At 64.3% G+C, this 22,167-nt stretch carries 19 protein-coding genes; 2 read left to right on the top strand and 17 right to left on the bottom strand.

The features are described 5' to 3' along the window. Positions 1-39: 39 nt before the first annotated feature. Complete coding sequence (locus PCLY_RS11195; RefSeq protein ID WP_061239369.1) at positions 40-663, bottom strand: trimeric intracellular cation channel family protein; 624 nt, start codon at positions 661-663, stop codon at positions 40-42. 7 nt (positions 664-670) lie between these two features. Next, positions 671-2,029 carry a glutathione-disulfide reductase gene (gorA, locus tag PCLY_RS11190; protein ID WP_061239368.1) on the bottom strand — a complete coding sequence of 453 codons (1,359 nt, stop codon included), beginning with the start codon at positions 2,027-2,029 and terminating at the stop codon, positions 671-673. 72 nt (positions 2,030-2,101) lie between these two features. Here gorA and PCLY_RS11185 point away from each other — a divergent pair, with 72 nt between their 5' ends. Next, entirely contained in the window at positions 2,102-2,524 is a 423-nt protein-coding gene (locus tag PCLY_RS11185; RefSeq protein WP_061239367.1) for a VOC family protein, read from the top strand. Between the two features lie 55 nt (positions 2,525-2,579). Here PCLY_RS11185 and galU read toward each other — a convergent pair whose 3' ends face one another. The 5 genes from galU to gabT all read right to left on the bottom strand — a co-directional run bounded on the left by galU (position 2,580) and on the right by gabT (position 7,617). Continuing rightward, positions 2,580-3,419 carry a UTP--glucose-1-phosphate uridylyltransferase GalU gene (gene galU, locus PCLY_RS11180; RefSeq protein WP_061239366.1) on the bottom strand — a complete coding sequence of 280 codons (840 nt, stop codon included), beginning with the start codon at positions 3,417-3,419 and terminating at the stop codon, positions 2,580-2,582. Between the two features lie 42 nt (positions 3,420-3,461). Then, positions 3,462-4,823, bottom strand: coding sequence for a UDP-glucose dehydrogenase family protein (locus PCLY_RS11175; RefSeq protein ID WP_061239365.1), 1,362 nt, complete (start codon positions 4,821-4,823; stop codon positions 3,462-3,464). A 215-nt stretch (positions 4,824-5,038) separates the two neighbouring features. After that, positions 5,039-5,530: an Lrp/AsnC family transcriptional regulator gene (locus tag PCLY_RS11170; RefSeq protein ID WP_061239364.1), complete on the bottom strand. Its 492-nt coding sequence runs from the start codon at positions 5,528-5,530 to the stop codon at positions 5,039-5,041. Between the two features lie 41 nt (positions 5,531-5,571). After that, entirely contained in the window at positions 5,572-6,234 is a 663-nt protein-coding gene (locus PCLY_RS11165) for an HAD family hydrolase (protein WP_061239363.1), read from the bottom strand. An 87-nt stretch (positions 6,235-6,321) separates the two neighbouring features. Beyond that, positions 6,322-7,617: a 4-aminobutyrate--2-oxoglutarate transaminase gene (gene gabT / locus PCLY_RS11160; protein ID WP_061239362.1), complete on the bottom strand. Its 1,296-nt coding sequence runs from the start codon at positions 7,615-7,617 to the stop codon at positions 6,322-6,324. A 269-nt stretch (positions 7,618-7,886) separates the two neighbouring features. On the opposite strand from gabT, the gene PCLY_RS11155 reads away from it, so the two are divergent. Further along, positions 7,887-8,813 (top strand): 2-hydroxyacid dehydrogenase, encoded by a 927-nt coding sequence (locus PCLY_RS11155; protein WP_061239361.1) that lies wholly within the window; start codon positions 7,887-7,889, stop codon positions 8,811-8,813. A 147-nt stretch (positions 8,814-8,960) separates the two neighbouring features. On the opposite strand, the gene PCLY_RS11150 is transcribed toward PCLY_RS11155, so the two are convergent. The 10 genes from PCLY_RS11150 to PCLY_RS11105 form a co-directional block, all read right to left on the bottom strand. Next, positions 8,961-10,040, bottom strand: a complete 1,080-nt coding sequence (locus tag PCLY_RS11150) for a tartrate dehydrogenase (RefSeq protein WP_061239360.1) — start codon at positions 10,038-10,040, stop codon at positions 8,961-8,963. Positions 10,041-10,048: 8 nt separating this feature from the next. Next, positions 10,049-11,515: an NAD-dependent succinate-semialdehyde dehydrogenase gene (locus PCLY_RS11145; RefSeq protein WP_061239359.1), complete on the bottom strand. Its 1,467-nt coding sequence runs from the start codon at positions 11,513-11,515 to the stop codon at positions 10,049-10,051. Positions 11,516-11,645: 130 nt separating this feature from the next. After that, entirely contained in the window at positions 11,646-12,803 is a 1,158-nt protein-coding gene (gene argE / locus PCLY_RS11140) for an acetylornithine deacetylase (RefSeq protein WP_061239358.1), read from the bottom strand. After that, positions 12,800-14,638, bottom strand: a complete 1,839-nt coding sequence (locus PCLY_RS11135) for an ABC transporter ATP-binding protein (RefSeq protein ID WP_061239357.1) — start codon at positions 14,636-14,638, stop codon at positions 12,800-12,802. Before PCLY_RS11135 ends, argE begins: the two co-directional genes overlap by 4 nt. Before the next feature lies 1 nt (position 14,639). After that, the gene (locus PCLY_RS11130; protein WP_061239356.1) at positions 14,640-15,545 is read right to left on the bottom strand and encodes an ABC transporter permease; all 906 of its coding nucleotides are present in this window, start codon (positions 15,543-15,545) and stop codon (positions 14,640-14,642) included. Further along, positions 15,542-16,495 carry an ABC transporter permease gene (locus tag PCLY_RS11125; protein WP_061239355.1) on the bottom strand — a complete coding sequence of 318 codons (954 nt, stop codon included), beginning with the start codon at positions 16,493-16,495 and terminating at the stop codon, positions 15,542-15,544. The genes PCLY_RS11130 and PCLY_RS11125 overlap by 4 nt, the downstream gene beginning before the upstream one ends. 75 nt (positions 16,496-16,570) lie before the next feature. Continuing rightward, positions 16,571-18,217: an ABC transporter substrate-binding protein gene (locus PCLY_RS11120; RefSeq protein WP_061239354.1), complete on the bottom strand. Its 1,647-nt coding sequence runs from the start codon at positions 18,215-18,217 to the stop codon at positions 16,571-16,573. Positions 18,218-18,320: 103 nt separating this feature from the next. Beyond that, positions 18,321-19,595, bottom strand: coding sequence for an NAD(P)/FAD-dependent oxidoreductase (locus PCLY_RS11115; RefSeq protein ID WP_061239353.1), 1,275 nt, complete (start codon positions 19,593-19,595; stop codon positions 18,321-18,323). Between the two features lie 26 nt (positions 19,596-19,621). Then, positions 19,622-20,290, bottom strand: coding sequence for a haloacid dehalogenase type II (locus tag PCLY_RS11110; protein WP_061239352.1), 669 nt, complete (start codon positions 20,288-20,290; stop codon positions 19,622-19,624). 273 nt (positions 20,291-20,563) lie between these two features. Continuing rightward, the gene (locus tag PCLY_RS11105; protein WP_061239351.1) at positions 20,564-22,033 is read right to left on the bottom strand and encodes an aldehyde dehydrogenase family protein; all 1,470 of its coding nucleotides are present in this window, start codon (positions 22,031-22,033) and stop codon (positions 20,564-20,566) included. Positions 22,034-22,167 lie beyond the last annotated feature (134 nt).

The following is a 22,167-nucleotide window of genomic DNA, read 5'->3' as shown; positions in this document are numbered from 1 at the left end:
CGCCGCAACGGCGCACAGGAACCTGGTCTTTCCTCTTAATCAGGGCTTATCAAGCAGATGGAATCGTGGCAACGCCAGGTGCCAATGGATGGCGGCCAGGCGCGCGAGCAGCACGACCAGCATGGCGGCAGCGGTATCCAGCCAGTGCGGCGTGCCGATCATGCGCAGGCCGATGAAGGTCAGTGCTCCGGCGATGCAGGCCGTGGCGTAGATTTCCTTCTGGAAGATCAGCGGAATCTCGTTGCACAGCACATCGCGAATCACCCCACCAACCACCCCGGTCATCACCCCCATGATCACCGCGGTGCTGATCGGCGTACCGTGCTGCAGCGCCAGTTCGGTGCCATACACGGTGAACACGGCCAGACCGAAGGCATCGGCGATCAGCAGACCCTTCTCGTGAATAGGCCGGGTCATGCGCACCCAGGCCACGGTGCCCAGCGCTGCCAGCGAGGCCACCAGAACGTAAGTGTCGTCACGAATCCAGCTAACCGGATGATTGTCCAGAATCAGGTCGCGCAAGGTGCCGCCACCCAGGGCAGTGACGATGGCCATCACCAGCACGCCGAACAGGTCCATGGACTTGCGGCCCGCCATCAGGGCACCGGTGATGGCGAACACCGCTACGCCTAACAGGTCGGCGACGTAGAAAAGGGTTTGCATGCTGTCCTCAGCGGCTGACCGGCGTACGCAGGGTGACGAACTCCTCGGCGGCGCTCGGGTGCACGCCGATGGTCTCGTCGAAGATCTGCTTGGTCGCACCGGCCTTCAGTGCGATGGCCAGCCCCTGGACGATCTCGCCGGCCTCCGGCCCCACCATATGGCAGCCGAGCACGCGGTCGCTGTCGGCGTCGACCACCAGTTTCATCAGCGTACGTTCCGGATCCTCGGTGAGCGTCAGCTTCATCGGCCGGAAGCGGCTCTCGAAGACCTGCACCTTGTAGCCCTCTTCGATGGCCTGCTCCTCGCTGAGGCCAACGGTGCCGATATTCGGCAGGCTGAACACCGCAGTGGGAATCATCCGGTAGTCCACCGGGCGATATTCCTCGGGTTTGAACAGCCGGCGCGCAACCGCCATGCCTTCGGCCAGCGCAACCGGCGTCAGCTGCACGCGGCCGATCACATCGCCGAGGGCGAGAATCGATGGCGTGGAGGTCTGGAACAGGTCGTCGACCTCGATGTAGCCGCGCTTGTCCAACTTGACCTCGACGTTCTCCAGGCCGAGGTTATCGAGCATGGGCCGGCGGCCGGTGGCGTAGAACACGCAGTCGGTTTCCAGCACGCGACCGTCCTTGAGCGTGGCGGCCAGGCTGCCGTCGGCCTGGCGTTCGATGCTGGCGATATCGGCATTGAACTGCAGGTCGACACCCTTCTTGCTCAGCTCGTCGCGCAGGTGTTCACGCACCGCACCGTCGAAACCCCGCAGGAACAGGTCACCGCGATACAGCAACGAGGTGGTTGCGCCCAGGCCATTGAAGATCGAGGCGAACTCCACGGCGATGTAACCGCCGCCCACCACCAGTACGCGCTTGGGCAGCTGCTTGAGGAAGAACGCCTCGTTGGAGCTGATGGCAAGCTCACGGCCAGGAATATCGGGGATCTTCGGCCAGCCGCCGGTGGCGATCAGAATGCGCTCGGCGCTGTGACGCTGGCCATTGACCTCGACGGTATGCGCGTCGACGATGCGCGCATGACCTTCGAACAGACTGACACCGCTGTTGGTCAACAGGTTACGGTAGATGCCATTGAGGCGTTCGATCTCGCGGTTCTTGTTGGCGATCAGCGTCGCCCAATTGAAATTGGCCTCGCCCAGCGACCAACCGAAGCCCGAGGCCTGCTCGAAGTCGTCGGAAAAGTGCGCGCCGTACACCAGCAGCTTTTTCGGTACGCAACCGACGTTGACGCAGGTGCCGCCCAGGTAGCGGCTTTCGGCGACCGCAACACGGGCACCATAACCAGCGGCGAAGCGCGCCGCACGTACGCCGCCGGAACCGGCGCCGATAACGAACAGGTCGAAGTCGTGACTCATGGGGTATCTCCTTGGCAGACGAGGAGCATACCGTAAAGGCCAGCGCCAAGCCGAACAGCAGAGGTTGAGAACATGCGCCCTACCCTGACTCATCTTGCCCTGCACGTCCCCGATCTCGATGCCTGCATCGCCTTCTACGAGCAATTCTGCGGCATGCAGGTGATCCACCAGCGCCCTGGCAAGGGCACGCGCATCGTCTGGATGGCCGAGCCGGGCAAGGAACACCAGTTCATCTTCGTCATCATGCCGGGCGGACAGGACCGCCACCTGGCTGACAACGACTACAGCCACTTCGGCTTTGCCCTGAGCAGTCGCGAAGAGGTCGATCGCATCGCCGCCATGGCCGAATGCGCCGGCTGCCTGATCTGGCCGCCACGCGATGAGCCCTACCCGGTCGGCTATTACTGCGGCCTGCGCGATCCGGCAGGCAACTATGTGGAGTTCAGCTACGGCCAGCCATTAGGGCCTGGCTCCGAGCAGATGCCGATACCCTGAAACGCAAGACGCCACCCGAAGGTGGCGTCTTTATCTGCGCGCGCAGGCGCTTTCGTCAGAACGCCTTGCCGGTCTTGTACAGGTGCTCGAAGCAGAAGTTGGTCGCGTCGATGTAACCCTCGGCGCTACCGCAGTCGAAACGCTGGCCCTTGAACTTGTACGCCATCACGCAGCCCTGCTGGGCCTGGCGCATCAGGGCGTCGGTGATCTGGATCTCGCCACCCTTGCCCGGCGGCGTGCTGCGGATCAGTTCGAAGATGTCCGGGGTGAGGATGTAGCGGCCGATGATCGCCAGGTTCGACGGTGCGTCTTCGGGCTTGGGTTTCTCCACCATGTTGCTGACGCGGTAGATATCGTCGCGGATCATCTCGCCGTCGATCACACCGTATTTGTAGGTTTCGTCCCTGGGGACTTCCTGGATCGCGACAATGGAGCAACGGAACTGGTTGTACAGCTTGACCATCTGCGCCAGCACGCTGTCGCCTTCGAGGTTCAGGCACAGGTCGTCCGCCAGTACCACGGCGAACGGCTCATCGCCGATCAGCGGCTGACCGCAGAGGATGGCGTGGCCCAGGCCCTTCATCTCCACCTGGCGGGTGTAGGAGAAGCTGCATTCGTCGATCAGGCGACGGATGCCGACCAGGTACTTTTCCTTGTCGGTGCCCTTGATCTGGTGCTCGAGCTCATAACTTACGTCGAAGTGATCTTCCAGCGCGCGCTTGCCTCGACCAGTGACGATGGAGATCTGACTCAGACCAGCCTCCAGGGCTTCCTCGACGCCATACTGAATCAGTGGCTTGTTCACCACCGGAAGCATTTCCTTGGGCATTGCCTTGGTAGCAGGCAGGAAGCGCGTGCCGTAACCGGCAGCGGGGAACAGGCATTTCTTGATCATGGGACTCCCTAATGGGGATGGTTGGAATGCCCGCTCAGTCTATCAAGCCGCGCTAGCCTTACAACTGCCGCTTGCAGGCCGACCGATGCCACGATAGAGAAAACCCAGCTCCGCCAGTTGATCGGCATCATAGATATTGCGCCCATCGAACAGCACCGGCATACGCATCTGCCCGCGGATGCGCGGAAAATCAGGCTGGCGGAACTGCTTCCACTCGGTAACCAGCACCAGTGCATCCGCCCCCTGAGTGACGCTGTAGGGCGATTCGCTCAACAACAACTGCCCCGACTCGGCGGCCGACGCGTAGCGCGCGGCGACGGCTGCAGTGGCGGCCGGATCGCAAGCCTGCACCTTGGCGCCTGCCGTCAACAGTGCATCGAGCAGCACCAGGCTGGGCGCCTCGCGCAGATCGTCGGTGCCGGGCTTGAACGCCAGCCCCCAGAGCGCGACCACCCTGCCCTGCAAATGGCCGTTGAAATGCTCGCGCAGGGCCTGGAACAGCAGCGTCTTCTGCAACGCGTTACGCGCCTCGACCGCGCGCAGGATACCCGGCTCGATGCCCTCGTGCTCGGCGGTACGGATCAGCGCCTTGACGTCCTTGGGAAAGCACGAACCGCCATAGCCACAGCCGGCATAGATGAAATGCGTGCCGATACGCCGGTCACTGCCGATGCCACGACGTACTTGCTCGATATCCACGCCGAGGCGCGCGCAGATGCCGGCCATTTCATTGATGAAGGAGATCTTGGTCGCCAGAAAGGCATTGGCCGCATATTTGCTGAACTCGGCGGCGCGCACGCCCATGCACAGCAAGCGATCATGATTGCGCAGGAACGGCGCGTAGAGCCTGCGCAGCAGCTCGCGACCGCGCTCATCCTCGCAGCCGACGATCACCCGGTCAGGGCGCATGAAGTCCTCGACCGCAGAACCTTCCTTCAAGAACTCCGGGTTACTCGCCACCAACACCCGCGCGCGTTTCTGCCGACGCGCCAGGCCCGCATTGATACGCTGCTCGACGCGCTCGGCAGTGCCCACCGGCACCGTGGATTTATCCACGACCAGGCAGGCGTGATCGAGCCGTGCGCCCAGCTCGTCGGCAACCGCCAGCACATGGCTCAGATCGGCCGAACCGTCTTCACCGCTGGGCGTGCCTACGGCGATGAAGATGACCTCGGCGCGGCGGATGCCGGCCTGTAGCTGAGAAGTGAAGCTGAGTTGCCCGCCGGCCAGTTGAGCCCTGAGCATCGCCTCCAGGCCAGGCTCATAGATCGGCACCTCGCCTCGCGACAGCATCGCCACGCGTTGCGGGTCGCGCTCGACGCAAACCACCTGATTACCCATCTCGGCAAAGCAGGTCGCCGTCACCAAGCCCACATATCCCGCTCCTATCACGCATATCTGCATCGCAGCACCCTCCAGGCCTTTGCTGCGATTGCAACCAATCGCCGTGGCAGCGATGTGACGGCAAGACGAAAGAATGATGACAAGCGTCGTTTGCTGGCATTGGCTCGAGGCCACTTGCCGCTTGGGCGCAACGCTGCCCAGCAGCGCTGGAAACAAACCGACTAAGGGGAATAGGGTGGGCTATCCAGGCTCTCGCCTGGGCAGTCAGGAAATACTCACTGGTGGCTCAACAGCTTGCGCAGCGGCACACCGTCCTTGAGCACCGGCGACTTGATGACGATGTAGCTGAAGTACTTGGAGATGCCGATGTTCTTGTCCAGCAGCCCTTCCATCACTTCCTGATAGTGCTGGATGCTGCGGGTCATGAAGCGCACCAGGTAGTCGTAGCCGCCGCTGATCAGGTGGCATTCGAGCACTTCATCGACCAGGCGGATGTTGGATTCGAATTTGGCGAAGTCTTCACGCTTGTGGTCGCTCAGGGTGACCTCGGTGAATACCGTCACCGATTCGGTGATCTTGGCCAGGTTGAGGTGGGCGTTGTAGCCGGAGATGTAGCCCGCCGCTTCGAGTCGCTTGACCCGTTGCAGGCAAGGGCTGGCCGAGAGGCCCACGGTGTCGGCGAGGCTGACGTTGGTGATGCGGCCATCTTTCTGCAATTCGACCAGGATGTTGATATCGATCCGGTCCAGCTTGACTATTCCTTCCATCGCTTACGTCTCAATCACCGATTTCCGTCTTTCTAGCAAATTCAGCGACGCAGGGACAGCTGATGCTGCGCCACCAGGTCGGCCATACTGCTGGCACAGAACTGCGCCCCACAAGGTTGTGCATGCTCGCTTTCCCCGCGGCGAATCAGGCACAGATCGTCCGACGCCAGCATGCTGGCCGCGGGCGTAGAAACCTGCAGGACATGCCTGGCCTGCAGGTCGTGAGCCGCCAGCCAGGTTCGGTCCGTCAGCGGATTGCCGGCTCGCGACAGCAGATCCTCGGCGGCGATGCCCAGGCGCTCGCACAGCGCATCGCGGTCGGCGCTGTCGCGGTCGCCGTACACCAGCAGTCGATAGAACTTGCGCAGGTAGAGCATGGCGCCGGGCGCGTCCTCGAATAGCGTCCAGTCGCCTGCCGAACGGGCGAAGCTCATGCCCTCCTCCCAGGTGGCCTGCAGCCCCAGGCTTTCGGCCAGCTGGCGATGGGCGAAACACAGCAGCCCGCCGAAACCCAGTTCGCCGAAACGCGGATAGAGCGCCTGGTTGATCCGCCTGAACTCGGCCAGGATCTGCTCCTTGCTCGGTGTATCGGCAAGGCCCTCCAACAATGGCTGCAGCGCCGCCCAGATACCGGAATCGCGATCAACCAGCACTTCGTCGCAGTCGATCAGCAGTGCACGATAGTCAGTCAGTTCCGTGGCCATGCCAGCCTCCCTCGCGGTGTTTCATAAGTGGAACTCTATGGCTGCCTCGGTCGACGCCGCATCACTGGCATCGCCCGAGGCCAGGGCTTAGTTCAATACGCGCCCCAGGGCCGCTTCGAGGATATCCAAGGCTTCATCGACCTGTGCCTCTTCGGTGACCAGCGGCGCGAGGAAGCGCAGCACGTTGCGGTAAATACCGCACTTGATCACCAGCAGGCCGCCTTTGCGGGCTTCGTCGATGAGCTTCTGGTTGAGCTCGGGGTCGGGGCTGTGCGCCGCATCGTCCTTGACCAGTTCGATCGCCAGCATGAAGCCACTGCCGCGCACGTCGCCAATCTGCCGGTAGCGTGCCTGCAGCCGCAGCAGGCCCTGACGCAGGCGCTCGCCCAGGCGGTCGCCACGGGGCAGCAGCTGTTCGCGCTCATAGGTATCGATCACCGCCAGAGCTGCGGCGCACGACAGTGCATTGCCGCCATAGGTGCCGCCGAGACCACCAGGCGCTGGCGCATCCATGATCTGCGCACGGCCGACCACACCGGAGATCGGCATGCCGGCAGCCAGGCTCTTGGCCACGGTGACCAGGTCGGGCTGGATGCCGGCATGCTGAAAGCCGAACCAGGTGCCGGTACGGCCGAAGCCTGCTTGCACTTCGTCGAGAATCAGGACGATGCCGTGCTCCTCGGTCAGCGCCCGCAGCGCCTTGAGGAACTCCGGCGGCGCGGTGAGGAAGCCGCCATCGCCCTGCACCGGCTCGATAACGATGGCCGCAACGCGCTCCGGCGCTACCTGGGTGGCGAACAGCTCGTTGAGGGCCGCCAGCGCCATCTCGCTGGTGAAACCGCGATAGGCATTGGGATACGGGGTATGGAACACCTCCGGCGCCATGCCGAAGTTCTGCTTGTAGGGCTCGCTCATGCCGGTCAGGGTGCTACCGAGCAGGGTGCGACCATGGAAACCGCCACGGAAGGAAATCACCGCTGGGCGCTTGGTATGGGCGCGGGCGATCTTCACCGCGTTTTCCACCGCCTCCGCACCGGAGGTGAACAGCGCCGCCTTGTGTGCGATGCCGCTGGAGCCGGCGACCAGTTCGCACAGGCGCTTCGCCAGGTCGATATAGGGCTGATAGGCCACAACCTGGAAGCAGGCATGGGTGACCTTCTGCAACTGCACCTGCACTGCGGCGATCACCTGCGGGTGGTTGTGGCCGATGTTCATCACGCCGATGCCGCCGACGAAGTCGAGGTAGCGCTTGCCATCGACATCCCACACCTCGGCGCCCTGAGCCCGGTCGATGACCAGCGGATGGGCGGTGACCAAGCCGCGCGGTACGAACTGATCACGCTGCTGGAGCAAATAAGGGGTTTCTTCGCATTTGCTGTTCATGGCATCTCCCATAGTGAGCCGGGCAACCGGGAGGCGGCTGCAATGCGCTCAGGTTAAGCAATCGCGGCAAAGTTCTAAGCCGAACTTGGCCGCCGAGAGATACGGATCGACTGTTTTGCTCCCGGCAAACGGCAGAATCGGCCACGGCACGGAATCTGCCGGATTGGCCAGCAGAGAAGCCGGCATGTTGCGGTGTACGCAGCCATTTCGACATTTACTGCTCCGCTGCTACGGCACACTGAAAGTCTTTGCCTACAGGAGAAAATGCCATGGCCCTGCTCTATAAAGCCGACCCGGTGCGCGGCGAACACTGGCAAGCGCTGTTCGCCGAACAGGCTCCGGATATTCAGTGGCGCGCCTGGCCAGAGATCGGCGACCCGCGCGAGATCCGCTATCTGGCAGCCTGGCAGGCGCCGGAGAATCTGCTGGAACTGCTGCCGAACCTGCAGGTGCTGTTCGCCCTGTCGGCGGGCGTCGATCAGCTCGATCTGAGCCGCCTGCCGCAAGACCTGCCGGTGGTACGCCTGCTCGATCCAGGCATTACCCAGGGCATGTGCGAGTACGCCAGTTTCGCCGTGCTGGCCCTGCACCGCGACATGCTGCGCTACCGCCAGCAACAGGTCGAAAGACGCTGGCAGGCGCACCCCTTGCTGCCTGCTAACAAACGCCGGGTCGGGGTCATGGGCCTCGGTCTGCAGGCGAAGCAGATACTCGCCACCCTGCAGCCCTGCGGCTTCGCCCTGTCCGGCTGGGCTCGCAGTCAGCACCAGATCCCCGGCGTGCAGTGCTTTGCCGGCACCGAGCAGTTGCCGACGTTCCTTGGTCAATGCGACATCCTGCTTTGCGTCCTACCGCTGACTGAGCAGACCCAGGGCATGCTCGATCACGAGCTGTTCGCCCAACTGCCGCGCGGCGCTGCGTTGGTCAACATGGGCCGCGGAGGTCATCTGGTGGAAGCCGATCTGCTCGAAGCCCTGGCCAGCGGCCAGCTCAGTGCCGCAGTGCTCGACGTGCTGCAACAGGAACCCGCAGCCCCAGAGCACCCGTTCTGGCATCACCCACAGATTCTGCTGACCCCGCATATCGCGGCGATGACCCAACCGGACAGCGCCTTCGCCGGACTGCTGGACAATATCCGCCGTCATCAACGCGGCGAGCCGATGCGCGGACAGATCGACCGCCAGCGAGGCTACTAACTGCCGACCTGGCGCCAGATCTCGCCCGCTGCGGCGTGTTCTGGCGAGACTAGCCCTGCCTGCCACACCGCGAGCGCTGCCGTCTCTCAAGCAAAAAGAAGCCCGCACAATGAGCGGGCCAAAGGGTGACAACACCAACACAAAGGGTTAAAGCGCTGCGGCGATTGCCTTGCCAACGTCCTGGGTCGAACCCTGGCCGCCGAGGTCGGGGGTGATCGGCCCGGCAGCGATGACCTGTTCGATGGCCTTGAGGATGCCGTCGTGAGCAGCGCGGTAGCGTTCGTCGCCATTACCAAGAAACTCCAGCATCAGCGCGCCGGACCAGATCATGGCAATCGGGTTGGCGATGTTGCGGCCGAAGATGTCCGGCGCCGAGCCGTGTACTGGCTCGAACAGCGAGGGGAAGCGCCGCTCGGGGTCGAGGTTGGCCGATGGCGCGATGCCGATGGTGCCGGCGCAGGCCGGGCCCAGGTCGGAGAGGATATCGCCGAACAGGTTGGAGGCCACCACCACGTCGAAACGATCGGGCTGCAGCACGAAGCGTGCGCAGAGGATGTCGATATGCTGCTTGTCCCAGCTGACCTCGGGATAGTGCTCGGCCATGCGCGCGGTGCGCTCGTCCCAGTAAGGCATGCTGATGGAGATGCCGTTGGATTTGGTGGCAGCGGTCAGGCGCTTGCGCGGCCGGCTCTGCGCCAGGTCGAAGGCGAACTTGAGAATCCGGTCCACACCACGGCGCGTGAACACCGACTCCTGCAACACGAACTCGTGCTCGGTGCCTTCGAACATCTTGCCGCCCACCGAGGAATACTCGCCCTCGGTGTTCTCGCGAATCACCACGAAATCGATGTCGCCCGGCTCACGCCCGGCCAGCGGGCATGGCACGCCCGGGAACAGGCGCACCGGACGGATGTTCACGTACTGATCGAAGTCGCGGCGGAACTTGAGCAGCGAGCCCCACAGGGAGATGTGATCGGGCACCTTGTCCGGCCAGCCGACGGCGCCGAAGTAGATGGCATCGAAGCCCTTGAGCTGCTCGAACCAGTCGTCGGGCATCATCTGCCCGTGCTGCAGGTAGTAGTCGCAACTGGCCCACTCGAATACTTCGATGTGCAGGTCCAGATTCCATTTGGCGGCGGCCTGTTCCAGCACGCGCAGCCCCTCGGGCATCACTTCCTGGCCGATGCCGTCACCGGCGATGGCGGCGATTCTGTATGTCGTGCTCATGTATCACCTCACGCGCCCAACAAGCCGCCGATATGGAATGCCTTGATTTCCAGGTATTCGTCGAGGCCGTACTTGGAGCCCTCGCGGCCTAGCCCCGACTGCTTGACGCCACCGAAGGGCGCCACTTCCATGGAGATCAACCCGGTGTTGAGGCCAACCATGCCGAACTCCAGCGCCTCGCCAAAGCGCCAGGAGCGCCCCATGTTCTGGGTGAAGAAGTAGGCACCGAGGCCGTACGGGGTGGCGTTGGCCATTTCCAGTGCCTGCTGCTCGGTGGCAAAACGCATCAGCGGGGCGACCGGGCCGAAGGTTTCTTCGTTGGCCAGCAGCATGCTTGGGTTGGCATCGCCCAGTACGCTGGGCTGGACGAACTGCCCCTCGCCCGTCGGCACTGCGCCACACAACAGTTGCGCGCCCTGAGTCAGGGCATCGTCGATATGCCGGGCGACCTTGCTCACGGCTGCAGCGTTGATCAGCGGGCCGATAGTGGTGCCAGCTTCCAGGCCGTCGCCGACCTTGAGCTTGCCCACCTCCTCCACCAGGCGCGCGGCGAAGCGCTCGTAGATGCCGTCCTGGACCAGGATGCGGTTGGCGCAGACGCAAGTCTGCCCGGCGTTACGGAACTTGCTCTGCATCACCCCGGCAATGGCCTGTTCGAGGTCGGCGTCGTCGAACACGATAAAGGGCGCATTACCGCCCAGCTCCAGGCTCAGGCGCTTGATCTGCTCGGCGCTCTGGCGCATCAGCAGGCGGCCCACGGCGGTGGAGCCGGTGAAGGAAATCTTGCGCACCGTGGGGTTGCCGGTGAGTTCTTCACCGATACCCGCCGGCATACCGGTCAGTACATTGAACACCCCGGCAGGTATGCCCACGCGCTCGGCCAGCACCGCCAGGGCCAGGGCCGACAGCGGGGTCAGCTCGGACGGTTTGACCACGATCGGGCAACCAGCCGCCAGGGCCGGCGCGCATTTGCGGGTGATCATGGCGTTGGGGAAGTTCCACGGGGTGATGGCCGCGCACACCCCGACTGGCTGTTTGAGGGTCATCAGGCGGCGGTCGCCGCTGGGCGTGGGAATGGTCTCGCCATAGACGCGGCGCGCCTCCTCGGCGAACCATTTGACGAAGCTGGCGCCATAGCGGATCTCGCCCTGGGCTTCGGCCAGGGGCTTGCCCTGCTCGCAGGTCATGATCAGGGCCAGGTCGTCGAGGTTGTCGAGCATGGCCTGATACCAGCGCTCCAGCAGCGCCGCGCGCTCGGCGGCCGGGCGCGCACGCCAGGCCGGCCAGGCACGCTCGGCGGCTTCGATGGCGCGGCGGGTTTCGCTGCCCTGCAGGGCCGGTACACGGGCGATGCACTCGCCAGTGGCGGGGTTGATCACCTCCAGGGTGGCGCCATCGTCGGCGCCCTGCCACTGCCCGTCGATATAGGCACGCTCGGTCAGAAGGCTGGGATCCTGCAAACGATTCTTCAACATGATGGACTCCGGTTTCGAGACAGCCTTCAGTCTATTGAGGGGCTCCAGACGAGGATGCTGAAAGCGGCCGTTACACAGTGACGGATGCTGAAAATCGCCGCGCCACGGCAGGCTCTGCCGGGGCTCTTTTTCAGTTGCGCAACGAGCCCAGCAGGCCATCGAGAAACCGCTCGCCGGCATCCATCTGGCTCAGCTCGACGAACTCGTCGGGCTTGTGCGCCTGCTCGATGGAGCCCGGCCCACAGACCACTACCGGCACATCCAAGCGCTGGGTGAACAGCCCGCCTTCGGTGCCGAACGACACCTTGGCGGTGCCCGTGCCGGGTTCGGCAAAGGCCTGTAGAAAACGCACGGCTTCGACGCTCGGGTGGGTGTCGAGGCCGGGGTAGACGTTCAGCGTCTCGATTTCGATGGCCGCCACGCTGGACAGGCGCTTGGCTTCGGCAGCAATGGCCTCGGCCTGCTCGCGCATCTGCTCGATGAAGCCATCGAGATCATCAGCCGGCAGGTTGCGCACCTCGAAGTCCAGGCTGCACAGGTTGGGCACGATGTTCAGCGCCCGGCCGCCGGCGATCTGGCCGACATGCACGGTGCTATAGGGCACGTCGTAGGCGGCGTCCTGCGCACCCTGGCTTTGCAGGTATTGCTGGCCCTGGCGCAGGGCGGCGATGAAGTCGCAAGCCAGATGGATGGCATTGGCCGAGCGCGGCGCCAGCGAGGAATGCGCTTCCTGGCCGTGGCACAAGGCGCGGTAGGAGCCCTTGCCCTTGTGGCCAAGGACGAACTGCATGCCCGTCGGCTCGCCGACGAGACACAGCATCGGCCGGACCGGCGCCAGGTGCAGTACGTCGAGCAGGCGGCGTACGCCGACGCAGCCGATCTCCTCGTCATGCGACAGGGCCAGTTGCAGTGGGCGGCTCAGGGGGCTGTCGGCTGCGGTGAGCATGGCGTCGATGGCCAGGGCGATGAAGCCCTTCATGTCGCAACTGCCGCGCCCGTACAGACGCCCGTCGCGCTGGGTCAGCTCGAAGGCCGGCAGCGTCCAGGCCTGGCCCGCAGCCGGCACCACATCGGTATGCCCGGACAAGAGGATGCCCGGCACCTCCCGTGGGCCAACGCTGGCGAACAGGTTGGCCTTGCGTCCGCTCTCGTCCTTGACGATCAGCGACTCGATGCCCTTGCTCGCCAGCAGCTCGCGCACGTAGTCGATCAGCGCCAGGTTCGGCTCCGAGGAGACGGTGTCGAAGGCGATCAGGCGTTTGAAGATGTCCAGTGCACGGACTCTCATGCGTAGGCCTCCGTTTTGCGGCTGCTGCTCACCGGCAGGGCCTGCTGCGCGTGCTGCAACTCGGCGCTGCTGCGGTGGCAGAGCACCTCGCTGCCACCGAGAATCAGCCCGCGCGGCGGCATGCTGCGGTTGCACAGACCGTCGACCCGCACGGGGCAGCGGTTGAGGAACGGGCAGAGCTTGGCCCCGGCGAGCGGCTCGCCTATCGCCGGCAACGGGCCGTAGTTGGCCCCGCAGCTCTCCAGCCAACCCTGGCGCAGCTCCGGCACCGAGTTGATCAGCAGGTCGGTGTAAGGGTGGAACGGTGCCTCGGCAAAAGCCTCCTGCGTGCCGGCCTCCACCTTGTGGCCGCTGTACATCACCACGATGTCGTCACACAGCGCACGCACCGTGGAGATGTCGTGGCTGATGAACAGGTAGGACAGACCCAGCTCGCGGCGCAGCTCACGCAGCAGTTCGAGAATCGCCGCGCCGACCACGGTATCGAGTGCCGAGGTGACCTCGTCGCAGAGAATCAGATCCGGTTCGGCAGCCAGCGCCCGTGCGAGGTTGATGCGTTGTTTCTGGCCACCGGACAGCTCGCCAGGACGGCGCTGGGCGATGCCGGCCGGCAACTGCACCAGCTCCAGCAGCTCGGCCATGCGCCGTTGCTGCTGCGCGCCCTTCATGCCGTGGTAGAAGCGCAGCGGGCGGGCCAGGATGTCAGCGATGCTATGGCGGGGGTTGAGCGCCGTGTCGGCATTCTGGAACACGTACTGGATGCGCCGGAACTGCTCGCGGCTGCGCCCATCCAGGGAGCGGCTCAGGGGCTGGCCATCGAGCAGGATCTGACCGGCCGAGGGTTCGACCAGGCCGGCGATGGCCTGGGCCAGGGTGGTCTTGCCCGAGCCGGACTCACCGATCACGCCGACCGCCTCGCCACGCCGCACCTTGAGGTCGACGTTGTGCAGCACCTTCTTCAGCCCGTAGCAGATTTCCAGCCCCCGCACATCGAGCAACAGGCCGTCCTCTTCAGGGGTGACCTGGTGATCGCAGACGCCGCTTTGCACCACCGGTTTCATCGCCGCCAGCAGGCTTTGCGTATAGGGGTGCTGCGGCGCGCGCAGAATCTGCTCGGTGCTTTCGTGCTCCTGAATCTGGCCATCGCGCAGGACGATGATGCGGTCGGCCATCTGCGCCACCACCGCCAGATCGTGAGACACGTAGATGGCCGTGGTATCGCGCTCGCGCACCACCTGCTTGAAGGCGCGCAGCACTTCGATCTGGGTGGTCACGTCCAGTGCCGTGGTCGGTTCATCGAGAATCACCAGCGCCGGATCGGTGATCAGCGCCATGGCCGCCATCAGCCGCTGCAACTGGCCACCCGAGACCTGATGCGGATAGCGCGCGCCGATGCGCTCGGGCTCCGGCAGGGCCAGGGCGCGGAACAGCTCCACGGCCTTTTCCTGCGCCTGTTTGCGCGACAGCACACCATGAATCAGGGCGCTTTCGATCACCTGTTCCATGATGCTCTTCGACGGGTTGAAGGCCGCCGCCGCGCTCTGCGCGATATAGGCCACGGTGCGCCCGCGCAGTTTGGCCAGCTCGCTGTTGGAGAGTTGCAGCACATCGACGTCGCCGATGCGCACCGAGCCGCCGACGATGCGGCAACCCGCACGGGCATAGCCCATCAGTGACAGCGCAATGGTGCTCTTGCCCGAGCCGGACTCGCCGATCAGCGCCAGCACTTCGCCCTTGTTCAGGCTGAACTCGGCACCGTGCACGATCGGCACGTCGACACCCTGGTCGTTGCGCGCGGCCACTTGCAGGCCACTTACCTTGACGATCTGCTTCATCTCACTTCTCCCTGCCGTGCTGGGTTCGCCCGCCGAGGCTGTCGATGAGCAGGTTGACGCCCATGGTCAGGCTGGCGATGGCCAGCGCCGGAGCCAGTACCGCCGGGGCGCCCTGCCCCAGGCCCTGAATGTTTTCGCGCACCAGTGAGCCCCAGTCGGCCTCTGGCGGCTGAATGCCTAAGCCGAGGAAGCTCATGGCGCTGAGCAGCAGCACGACGTAGACGAAGCGCAGGCCGAAATCGGTGAACACCGGGCGCAGCATGTTCGGCAGCACCTCGATGAAGATGATGTAGGCCATGCCCTCGCCACGGGTGCGCGCGACCCGCACGAAGTCCATGGTCATCAGGTTGACCGCCACGGCGCGGGAGATGCGAAATGAGCCAGGCATGTAGGCGAAGGCCGCCATCAACAGCAACAAGGGTACCGAGGAGCCGAACGTGGCCACCATCAGCAGGGCGAAGATCTTGTTGGGAATGGCGATCAAGGCGTCCTGGGTACGACTGATCAGGGCATCCAGCCAGCCGCCGGAGGCCGCCGCCACCAACGCCAGCAGAACACCGGCGGCGCACGCCAGTACGGTAGCCAGCAGCGCCAAGCCGATGGTGTACGGCGCGCCCTGCAGCAGGCGGCTGAGCATATCGCGGCCCAGGTAATCGCTGCCCAACGGATATTGCAGGCTGAGCGGACCGAAGAAGTCATCGCTGACCAGGGCGTTGGGGTCGTGCGGCGCCAGCCAGGGGCCAGCCACCGCCATCACGGCCCAGAACAACACCAGCAGCAAACCGACGATGCCGGCACCGGACAGCGCCAGTCGGCGTTTGCGCGGCGCCACGGGTGCCACCGTCGCCTCGACGGAGTCATTGCTCAGCGCTACGTTCGCTTGTGTGGATACGGTGTCCGTTTTCATTTGCGCAGCCTCGGGTTAGACAGGATGGCACAGAGGTCGGCCAGCAGTACCAGCACCAGGAAGCCCAGGCAGAACAGCATCACACAGGCCTGTACCAGGGGCATGTCGCGGGTGATCACGCCGTTGACGATCAGCGTGGCGATGCCCGGATAGTTGAAGATCGACTCGACGATGACCACGCCGCCAAGCAGGTACGACAGGCTCAGCGCCACGGCATTGGCAATCGGTCCGATGGCGTTGGGCAGCGCATGGCGCAGCACCACGCGAATCGGGCGCGCCCCCTTGAGCACGGCCATTTCCACATAGGGCGAGCTGAGCTGGTCGATCACCGCCGCGCGGGTCATGCGCGCCATCTGCGCGATCAGCACGCAGCACAGGGTCAGCACCGGCATGGCGTAGACGCGCACCAGTTCACCGAAGCTGTGCACATCGACGTTGCGCGACAAGGCCGACAGCCAGCCCAGCTTCACCGCGAAGATCAGCACGGCGATGGTGGCGATGAGGAACTCCGGCACGGATACCGCGAATACCGTCAGCATGTTGCTGTAACGGTCGAATTTCGAACCCCGGTACATGGCCGAGAGAATGCCGATGGTCAGCGCCACCGGCACCGAGACCAGCGCGGTGATCGCCGCCAGGCTCAGGGTGTTGGGCAGGCGGCTGGCGATCAGATCACCCACCGGCATGCCGTTGACCATCGACACCCCCGGGTTGCCGCTGAGCAGTCCACCCAGCCAGTACAGGTAGCGCAGGTACACCGGTTGATCCAGACCGAGCTGCGCACGCATGGCCGCCACCGCTTGCGGTGTGGCCTCCTGACCGAGCATTTCCTGCACGGCATCGCCGGGCAACAGGCTGGTGAGGAAGAACACCACCAGCGAGACGATCAGCAAGGTGATTACACCGATCCCCAGACGTCCCACCACAAGGCGCGCAATGGTGCCATTCATATCAAGAGCCCCTCTTATTCTAAGGTCGCCGCCTGCGATACCCGCAGGCGGCGCCATGGTTATCGGCGCTACGCTTCAGGCATCCAACCAGACGTGCTCGGCGAACATGTAGCCCATCAAGCCACCCAGCGGATGTGGTGCAAGGCCTTTGAGCTTGGCGTTGTGACCATCGAGACTACTGCTGAATTGCGGGATGCCCACGCCACAATGCTCGTTAACCAGCATCTGCATCTCGCCGTACATCTGTTTGCGCTGGGCGTCGTCGGTTTCCCCACGAGCGGCTAGCAGCAACTCGTCGAAACGCTCGCTCTTCCAACCCGACTCGTTCATCACTGCATCGGACTGGAAGAACAGGCTGAACATCAGATCGGCGGTAGGCCGCGCATTGATCGAGCCGAAGCCCAGCGGATGCTTCATCCAGTGGTTGGACCAGTAGCCATCGGCCGGCACCCGCTTGATATCCAGCTTGAGGCCGATCTGCTGACCGGAGAGCTGGAGCAGCTGGGCGATGTCCTGCGAGCCGGTAGCGGCCTCGGAAGCCACCAGCGGCAGAGAACGCCCGGCCATGCCGGATTTTTTCAGGTGGAACTTGGCCTTGTCCGGGTCGAACGCACGCTGCGGAACATCGGCGGAGTAGTAACGGTTGTTGGCGGCGATCGGTTGATCGTTGGCGATCTTGCCGTAACCCCGGAAAGCCACGCGGTTGATCTGCTTGCGATCGAGCAGGTACTTCATGGCCAGGACGAAATCCGGGTTCTGCACCGGGCCCAGCTCATCGCGCATTATCAGGTTGGTGTAACCGCCAGTGGGCGACTCCATCAGCGCCACGCTGGCACTGCCCTCAAGGCGTGAAACCGAGCGCGGGCTGACCGGGTTGATCAGGTCCACGTCACCGGCCAGCAACGCACTGATACGCGCCGACTCATCGGGGATGGAGAAGAACTCAATCTCGTCGAGATACGGCAGACCCGCTTTCCAGTAGTTATCGTTGCGCTTGGCGATGGAGCGCACGCCTGGCTGGAACTCGGCGCAGGTGAACGGCCCGGTGCCGTTGGCCGTGGTGAAGTCGGTGGTGCCGTCGCGCACGATGAGAAAATGCGTGGTACCGAGCACTGCCGGCAGGTCGGCATTGGGGCTGACCAGGCGCACTTGAACCTCGTGCGGGCCGTTCGCCTTCACCTCCTCGAACTGCTGGGCAATGCTCAGCGCCTTGGAACCCACCTGCGGCACCTTGTGCCGAGTCAGCGAGTAGACCACGTCGGCCGAGGTCAGCGGCTTGCCATCATGGAACAGGATGTCCTTGCGCAGCTTGATGTTCCAGGACAAGGCATCGCTGGTGTCGAACGACTCGGCCAGCGACATACGCGGCACCAGTTGCTCGTCCAGTGAGGTCAGACCGTTGTAGAACATGTTGTGCCGACAATAATCGGTGTAGTTCGAGCCCTTGGCCGGGTCGAGGGTGTCAGCGGTGGAGCTGGTGGCGGTGGCCACCTTGATGCGCCCACCCCGTTTGCCAGTTACCGTAGCGCCGCTGGCGCTCGCCGCCAGCACCTGCCCTGCCGGGCCGAACAGGCTGGCGGCGCCGGCAGCGGCGATGCCGGCCAGCCCCAGCATACGCAAGGCATCGCGGCGCGACATACCCCGGTTGAGCCCCTCGAAAATGCGCTGACTCTGCTCGCCGCTGATCAGTTGAGTGCCGGGGATGTTCTTGTTGTCAGTCATATCGTTGTACCTGTCGAAAATGGAAGGCTCGAATGCTCACGGCTAAGCGGAGCGACCGGGTAACGCAAACGACGTTGGTGCCACTGTTTTTCTTGTCACACGCTCAATGCAAATAGTCCTGAATGCGGTAGTAGACCCCTACGACCGGCAGGAACCAGGGTTTGCCGAAATGCCCGGGAATCGCCGGCCAATCGAGCTCGCCCCAGGGATTGGCCTCGGCCTTGCCATCCATCACTTCAGCCATCACCTGGCCCATGTGCACCGACATCTGCACGCCATGGCCGCTGTAGCCCATGGAGTGATACACGCCACCCTGCTGGCCTGCGCGTGGCAGGCGGTCGGAGGTCATGTCCACCAGGCCACCCCAGCAATAGCCGATCTTCACCTCGGCCAACTGCGGGAACATCTGCGCCAACGCTGCCTGCAGCACCTTGCCGCTCTTGAGGTCGGAATTGCCGCCGGACATGGCGAAACGTGCCCGCCCGCCCAGCAATAGCCGGTTGTCCGGGGTGAGGCGGAAGTAGTTGCCGATGATGCGGCTGGTGACGTACGAGCGGCGCCGCGGCAGCAGGCGCTCGAGCACGGCAGCGGATAGCGGCTCGGTGGCGACGATGAAGCTGCCCACCGGCACGATGCGCCGTCGATACCAGCCCAGAGCGCCGTGCTGGCTGGCACCGGTGGCCATCAGCACCTGGCCGGCCAGCAGGCTGCCACGGCTGGTGTCGACCCGATAGCCACCGGCCACGGGCTGATGCCCCTGCATGGTGGTGCGCTCGTAGATCAGCGCACCATGGCGCGCCGCCGCCTCGGCCAGACCGATGCCGAAGCGGCCGATGTGCATCTGCACGCCATTACGCTGCAGCAGGCCACCATGGAACTGCGCGGAATCCACCTCGCTGCGCACCTGCTCGGCCGAGAGCAACTCCACCTCGGCATCCACCTCGCGGCGGATCAGCTCGCAGGTACGCGCCAGGCCCTCGTAATGCTGGGGTTTGGCGGCCAGTTTGAGCTTGCCGTTGCGGGTCAGGTCACAGGCGATAGCCTCCTGCTCCACCAGACCGACCACGCTTTGCACCGCGCTTTCGTAAGCCTGGTAATAACGGCGCGCACGTTCGCTGCCGAGGCTGGCAGCCAGCCCGGCATAGTCATGAGCGACGCCGGTGCTGCAATGCCCACCGTTGCGCCCGGAGGCCTCGCCGATCACCCGGCCGGCCTCCAGCACGGCGACGCTGGCGCCCTTCATGGCCAGCGCCCGTGCCGCCGACAGCCCGGTGAAGCCGCCGCCCACCACCACCACATCGACCCGCGCCGGCAGGTCGCCACTCTGTGCCCCGGTGAACGCCGGAGCCGTATCGAGCCAGTAGGAATCGCTGTGCATCTGCAGCTCCTCGCGCACGTCGGCGATCAGAGGCCGACCAGGGCCGGCAAACCGCCGATATCGGCGATTTGCTGGTAGCCGTAACAGGTGTTGCCTGGTTGCTCGTGACCACGGGCAACGAAGGCCTTGTGCTTGATCTTCATGTCGTCGGCCGACATCAGGTCGTAGCGAAAGCTGGAGGACACATGCAGCAGGTCTTCGGGGCCACAGCCGAGGCTGTCGAGCAGGTATTCGAAGGCTTGCAGGCGCGGTTTGTAGGCCTGGGCTTGCTGAGCGGTATACACCTTGTGGAACGGCACGCCCAGCTTGTCGACGTTGGACATGATCTGCTCGTCCATGGCGTTGGAGAGGATCACCAGCGGAATCTTGTCGGCGATCTTGGCCAGACCGGCAGTGACGTCGGCATGCGGGCCCCAGGTCGGTACGGCATCGTAGTAGCGCTGGCCTTCGCCACGGTACTCGACCCCCCAGCGCTTGCAGACGCGCGCCAGTGCGGTATCGAGAATTTCATCGTAGGGGCGCCAGTCGCCCATCACTTGATCCAGGCGATACTGCGCGAAGTCCTTGACGAACTGATCCATCTGCGCGGCCGGCACGCGGTCGGCGAACAGCTCACGGGTCAGTGGGCCCATCTGAAAGTTGGTCAAGGTGCCGTAGCAGTCGAAGGTGATGTACTTGGGGCGAAGAAAGCTCATGGCGCAGTCCTGATGTCTTGTTGAGGTTGTTGCAGTCAACATCGACTCCCCCGTCGCGCTGTACTGCCCGATCATTACAGCACCGTGAACCCAGCAGATGAGGTTAAAAGCACGCTTGGCTCGACACAAAAAGCCGTTTTACGGGCCGCACTCAGCAGACTTTGCGGGGCGCCCTGTAAGCGGGCAAAGCCAGAGAAAATGCGCCCTTTGAGGGCCATACAAGGCAAAACGGGCGCCTCGAAGGGCGCCCGCTGGGGTGTTTGCGCAGCATAATCAACTGATGTCGATGAGCACGCTCTTGTGCCGCAGATTGGCCTCGAACGCCTCGCTGCCCAGGTCCTTGCCGATGCCCGAGCCTTTGTAGCCCCCCGTGGGCAGTATGTGGTCGTCGCTGCGACCGTAACGGTTGACCCACACGGTGCCCACCTCCAGGCCGCGAATCAGGCGCAGGGCGCGATTGAGATCGGCAGTATGCACCCCCGCCGCCAGCCCGTAGCTGGGGTGCTCGGCCAACTGCAAGGCTTGCTGTTCGTCGTCGAAGGTCTGGATGGTCAACACCGGGCCGAAGATCTCTTCGAGTACCGCCGGGTTGCCGCTGTTGGCCACGCCGAGCAAGGTCGGCTGGTAGTAGGCGCCCCCCAGGCCGTCGATGCGCCCTCCTCCTTCGAGCACCTCGGCGCCAGCCTGGCGCGAGCGCTGCACGATACTGTCGATGCGTTCGACCTGCTGCCCGGAAATGATCGGCGGCAGGCTGGTCAGCGCCGACCAGGTGGGGCCGGGATGCAGCTCACGGAAATGCCCCTGCAGGCACTCGACGAAGGGTTCGAGAATGCTCCGCTCGATGATCAGCCGCGAACCAGAGACGCACACCTGGCCAGCGTTGCCGGTGATGGCCATGGCCACGCTACGCGCGGTCTTGCGCAGGTCGGGAATATCGGCGAACACCAGTTGCGGGCTCTTGCCGCCCAGCTCCAGGGTCACCGGCTTGGGGCCGTGGGTCGCGCACGCGGCCATGATGCTCGAGCCGGTGGCAGTGGAGCCGGTGAAGGTCACCTTGCTGATGCGCGGGTGGCGGCACAGGGCATCGCCAGTCAGCCGGCCGTCGCCCTGCACCACGTTGAAGATGCCCGCCGGCAGGCCGGCTTGCACTGCCAGCTCGGCGTAACGCAGGGCCGAAAACGGGGTCAGTTCGGACGGCTTGAGCACCACCGCATTGCCGGCAGCCAGGGCCGGCGCCACCTTCCAGTTGGCCATGCTCAGGGGGAAGTTCCACGGCGCGATGGCACCGATCACCCCATAGGGCTCGGCGATCTGCATGCCCAGGCGATCGCGCTGAGTGGCTGCTACCTGCCCGCCGTGCTTGTCCGCCAGTTCGGCGAAAAAACGCAGTACCTCGGCGACATAGGGAATGTCCCAGGCCAGTACGTCCTTGTGCGGGCGCGTCGAGCCCAGCGCCTCCAGGGGCGCCAGGTTGGCGGCATCGGCTTCGATCAGCTCGGCCCAGCGGCGCAGCACACGGCAGCGCTCGCGCGGCGGGCGGCTGGCCCAGTCACTCTGGCGAAAAGCCTGCCAGGCGTTCTCCACCGCCTCGTCCACCAGCGCCACATCGGCAATCGGCAATTGCGCGTAGGGCTGGCCATCGGAAGGACGCGACACCTGCAGCGCAGGCTCGCCACTGCGATAGAGGCCGCCGATGAAATGGGCACTGCGCACGGACACGCTGCTCGGGTCGAAGCTATTCATAAAGCACTCCAGAAAAGAGCCAGGGCACCTGCCCGGTGCCTGGCATGGCCAGGCCTCCATCCTAGAAAACATTGCCCGATACATGCTGCGGACTTGCTGCCCCGCGCAAGCATTAGCTGCGGTCTTTCGCCCCT

The sequence above is a fragment of the Ectopseudomonas composti genome, assembly GCF_001567565.1.
In the GTDB taxonomy this organism is placed as follows: Bacteria; Pseudomonadota; Gammaproteobacteria; order Pseudomonadales; family Pseudomonadaceae; genus Aquipseudomonas; species Aquipseudomonas composti_A.
The sequence above is the reverse complement of the archived record's forward strand: the minus strand, read 5'-3'. Positions and strand labels throughout refer to the sequence as shown.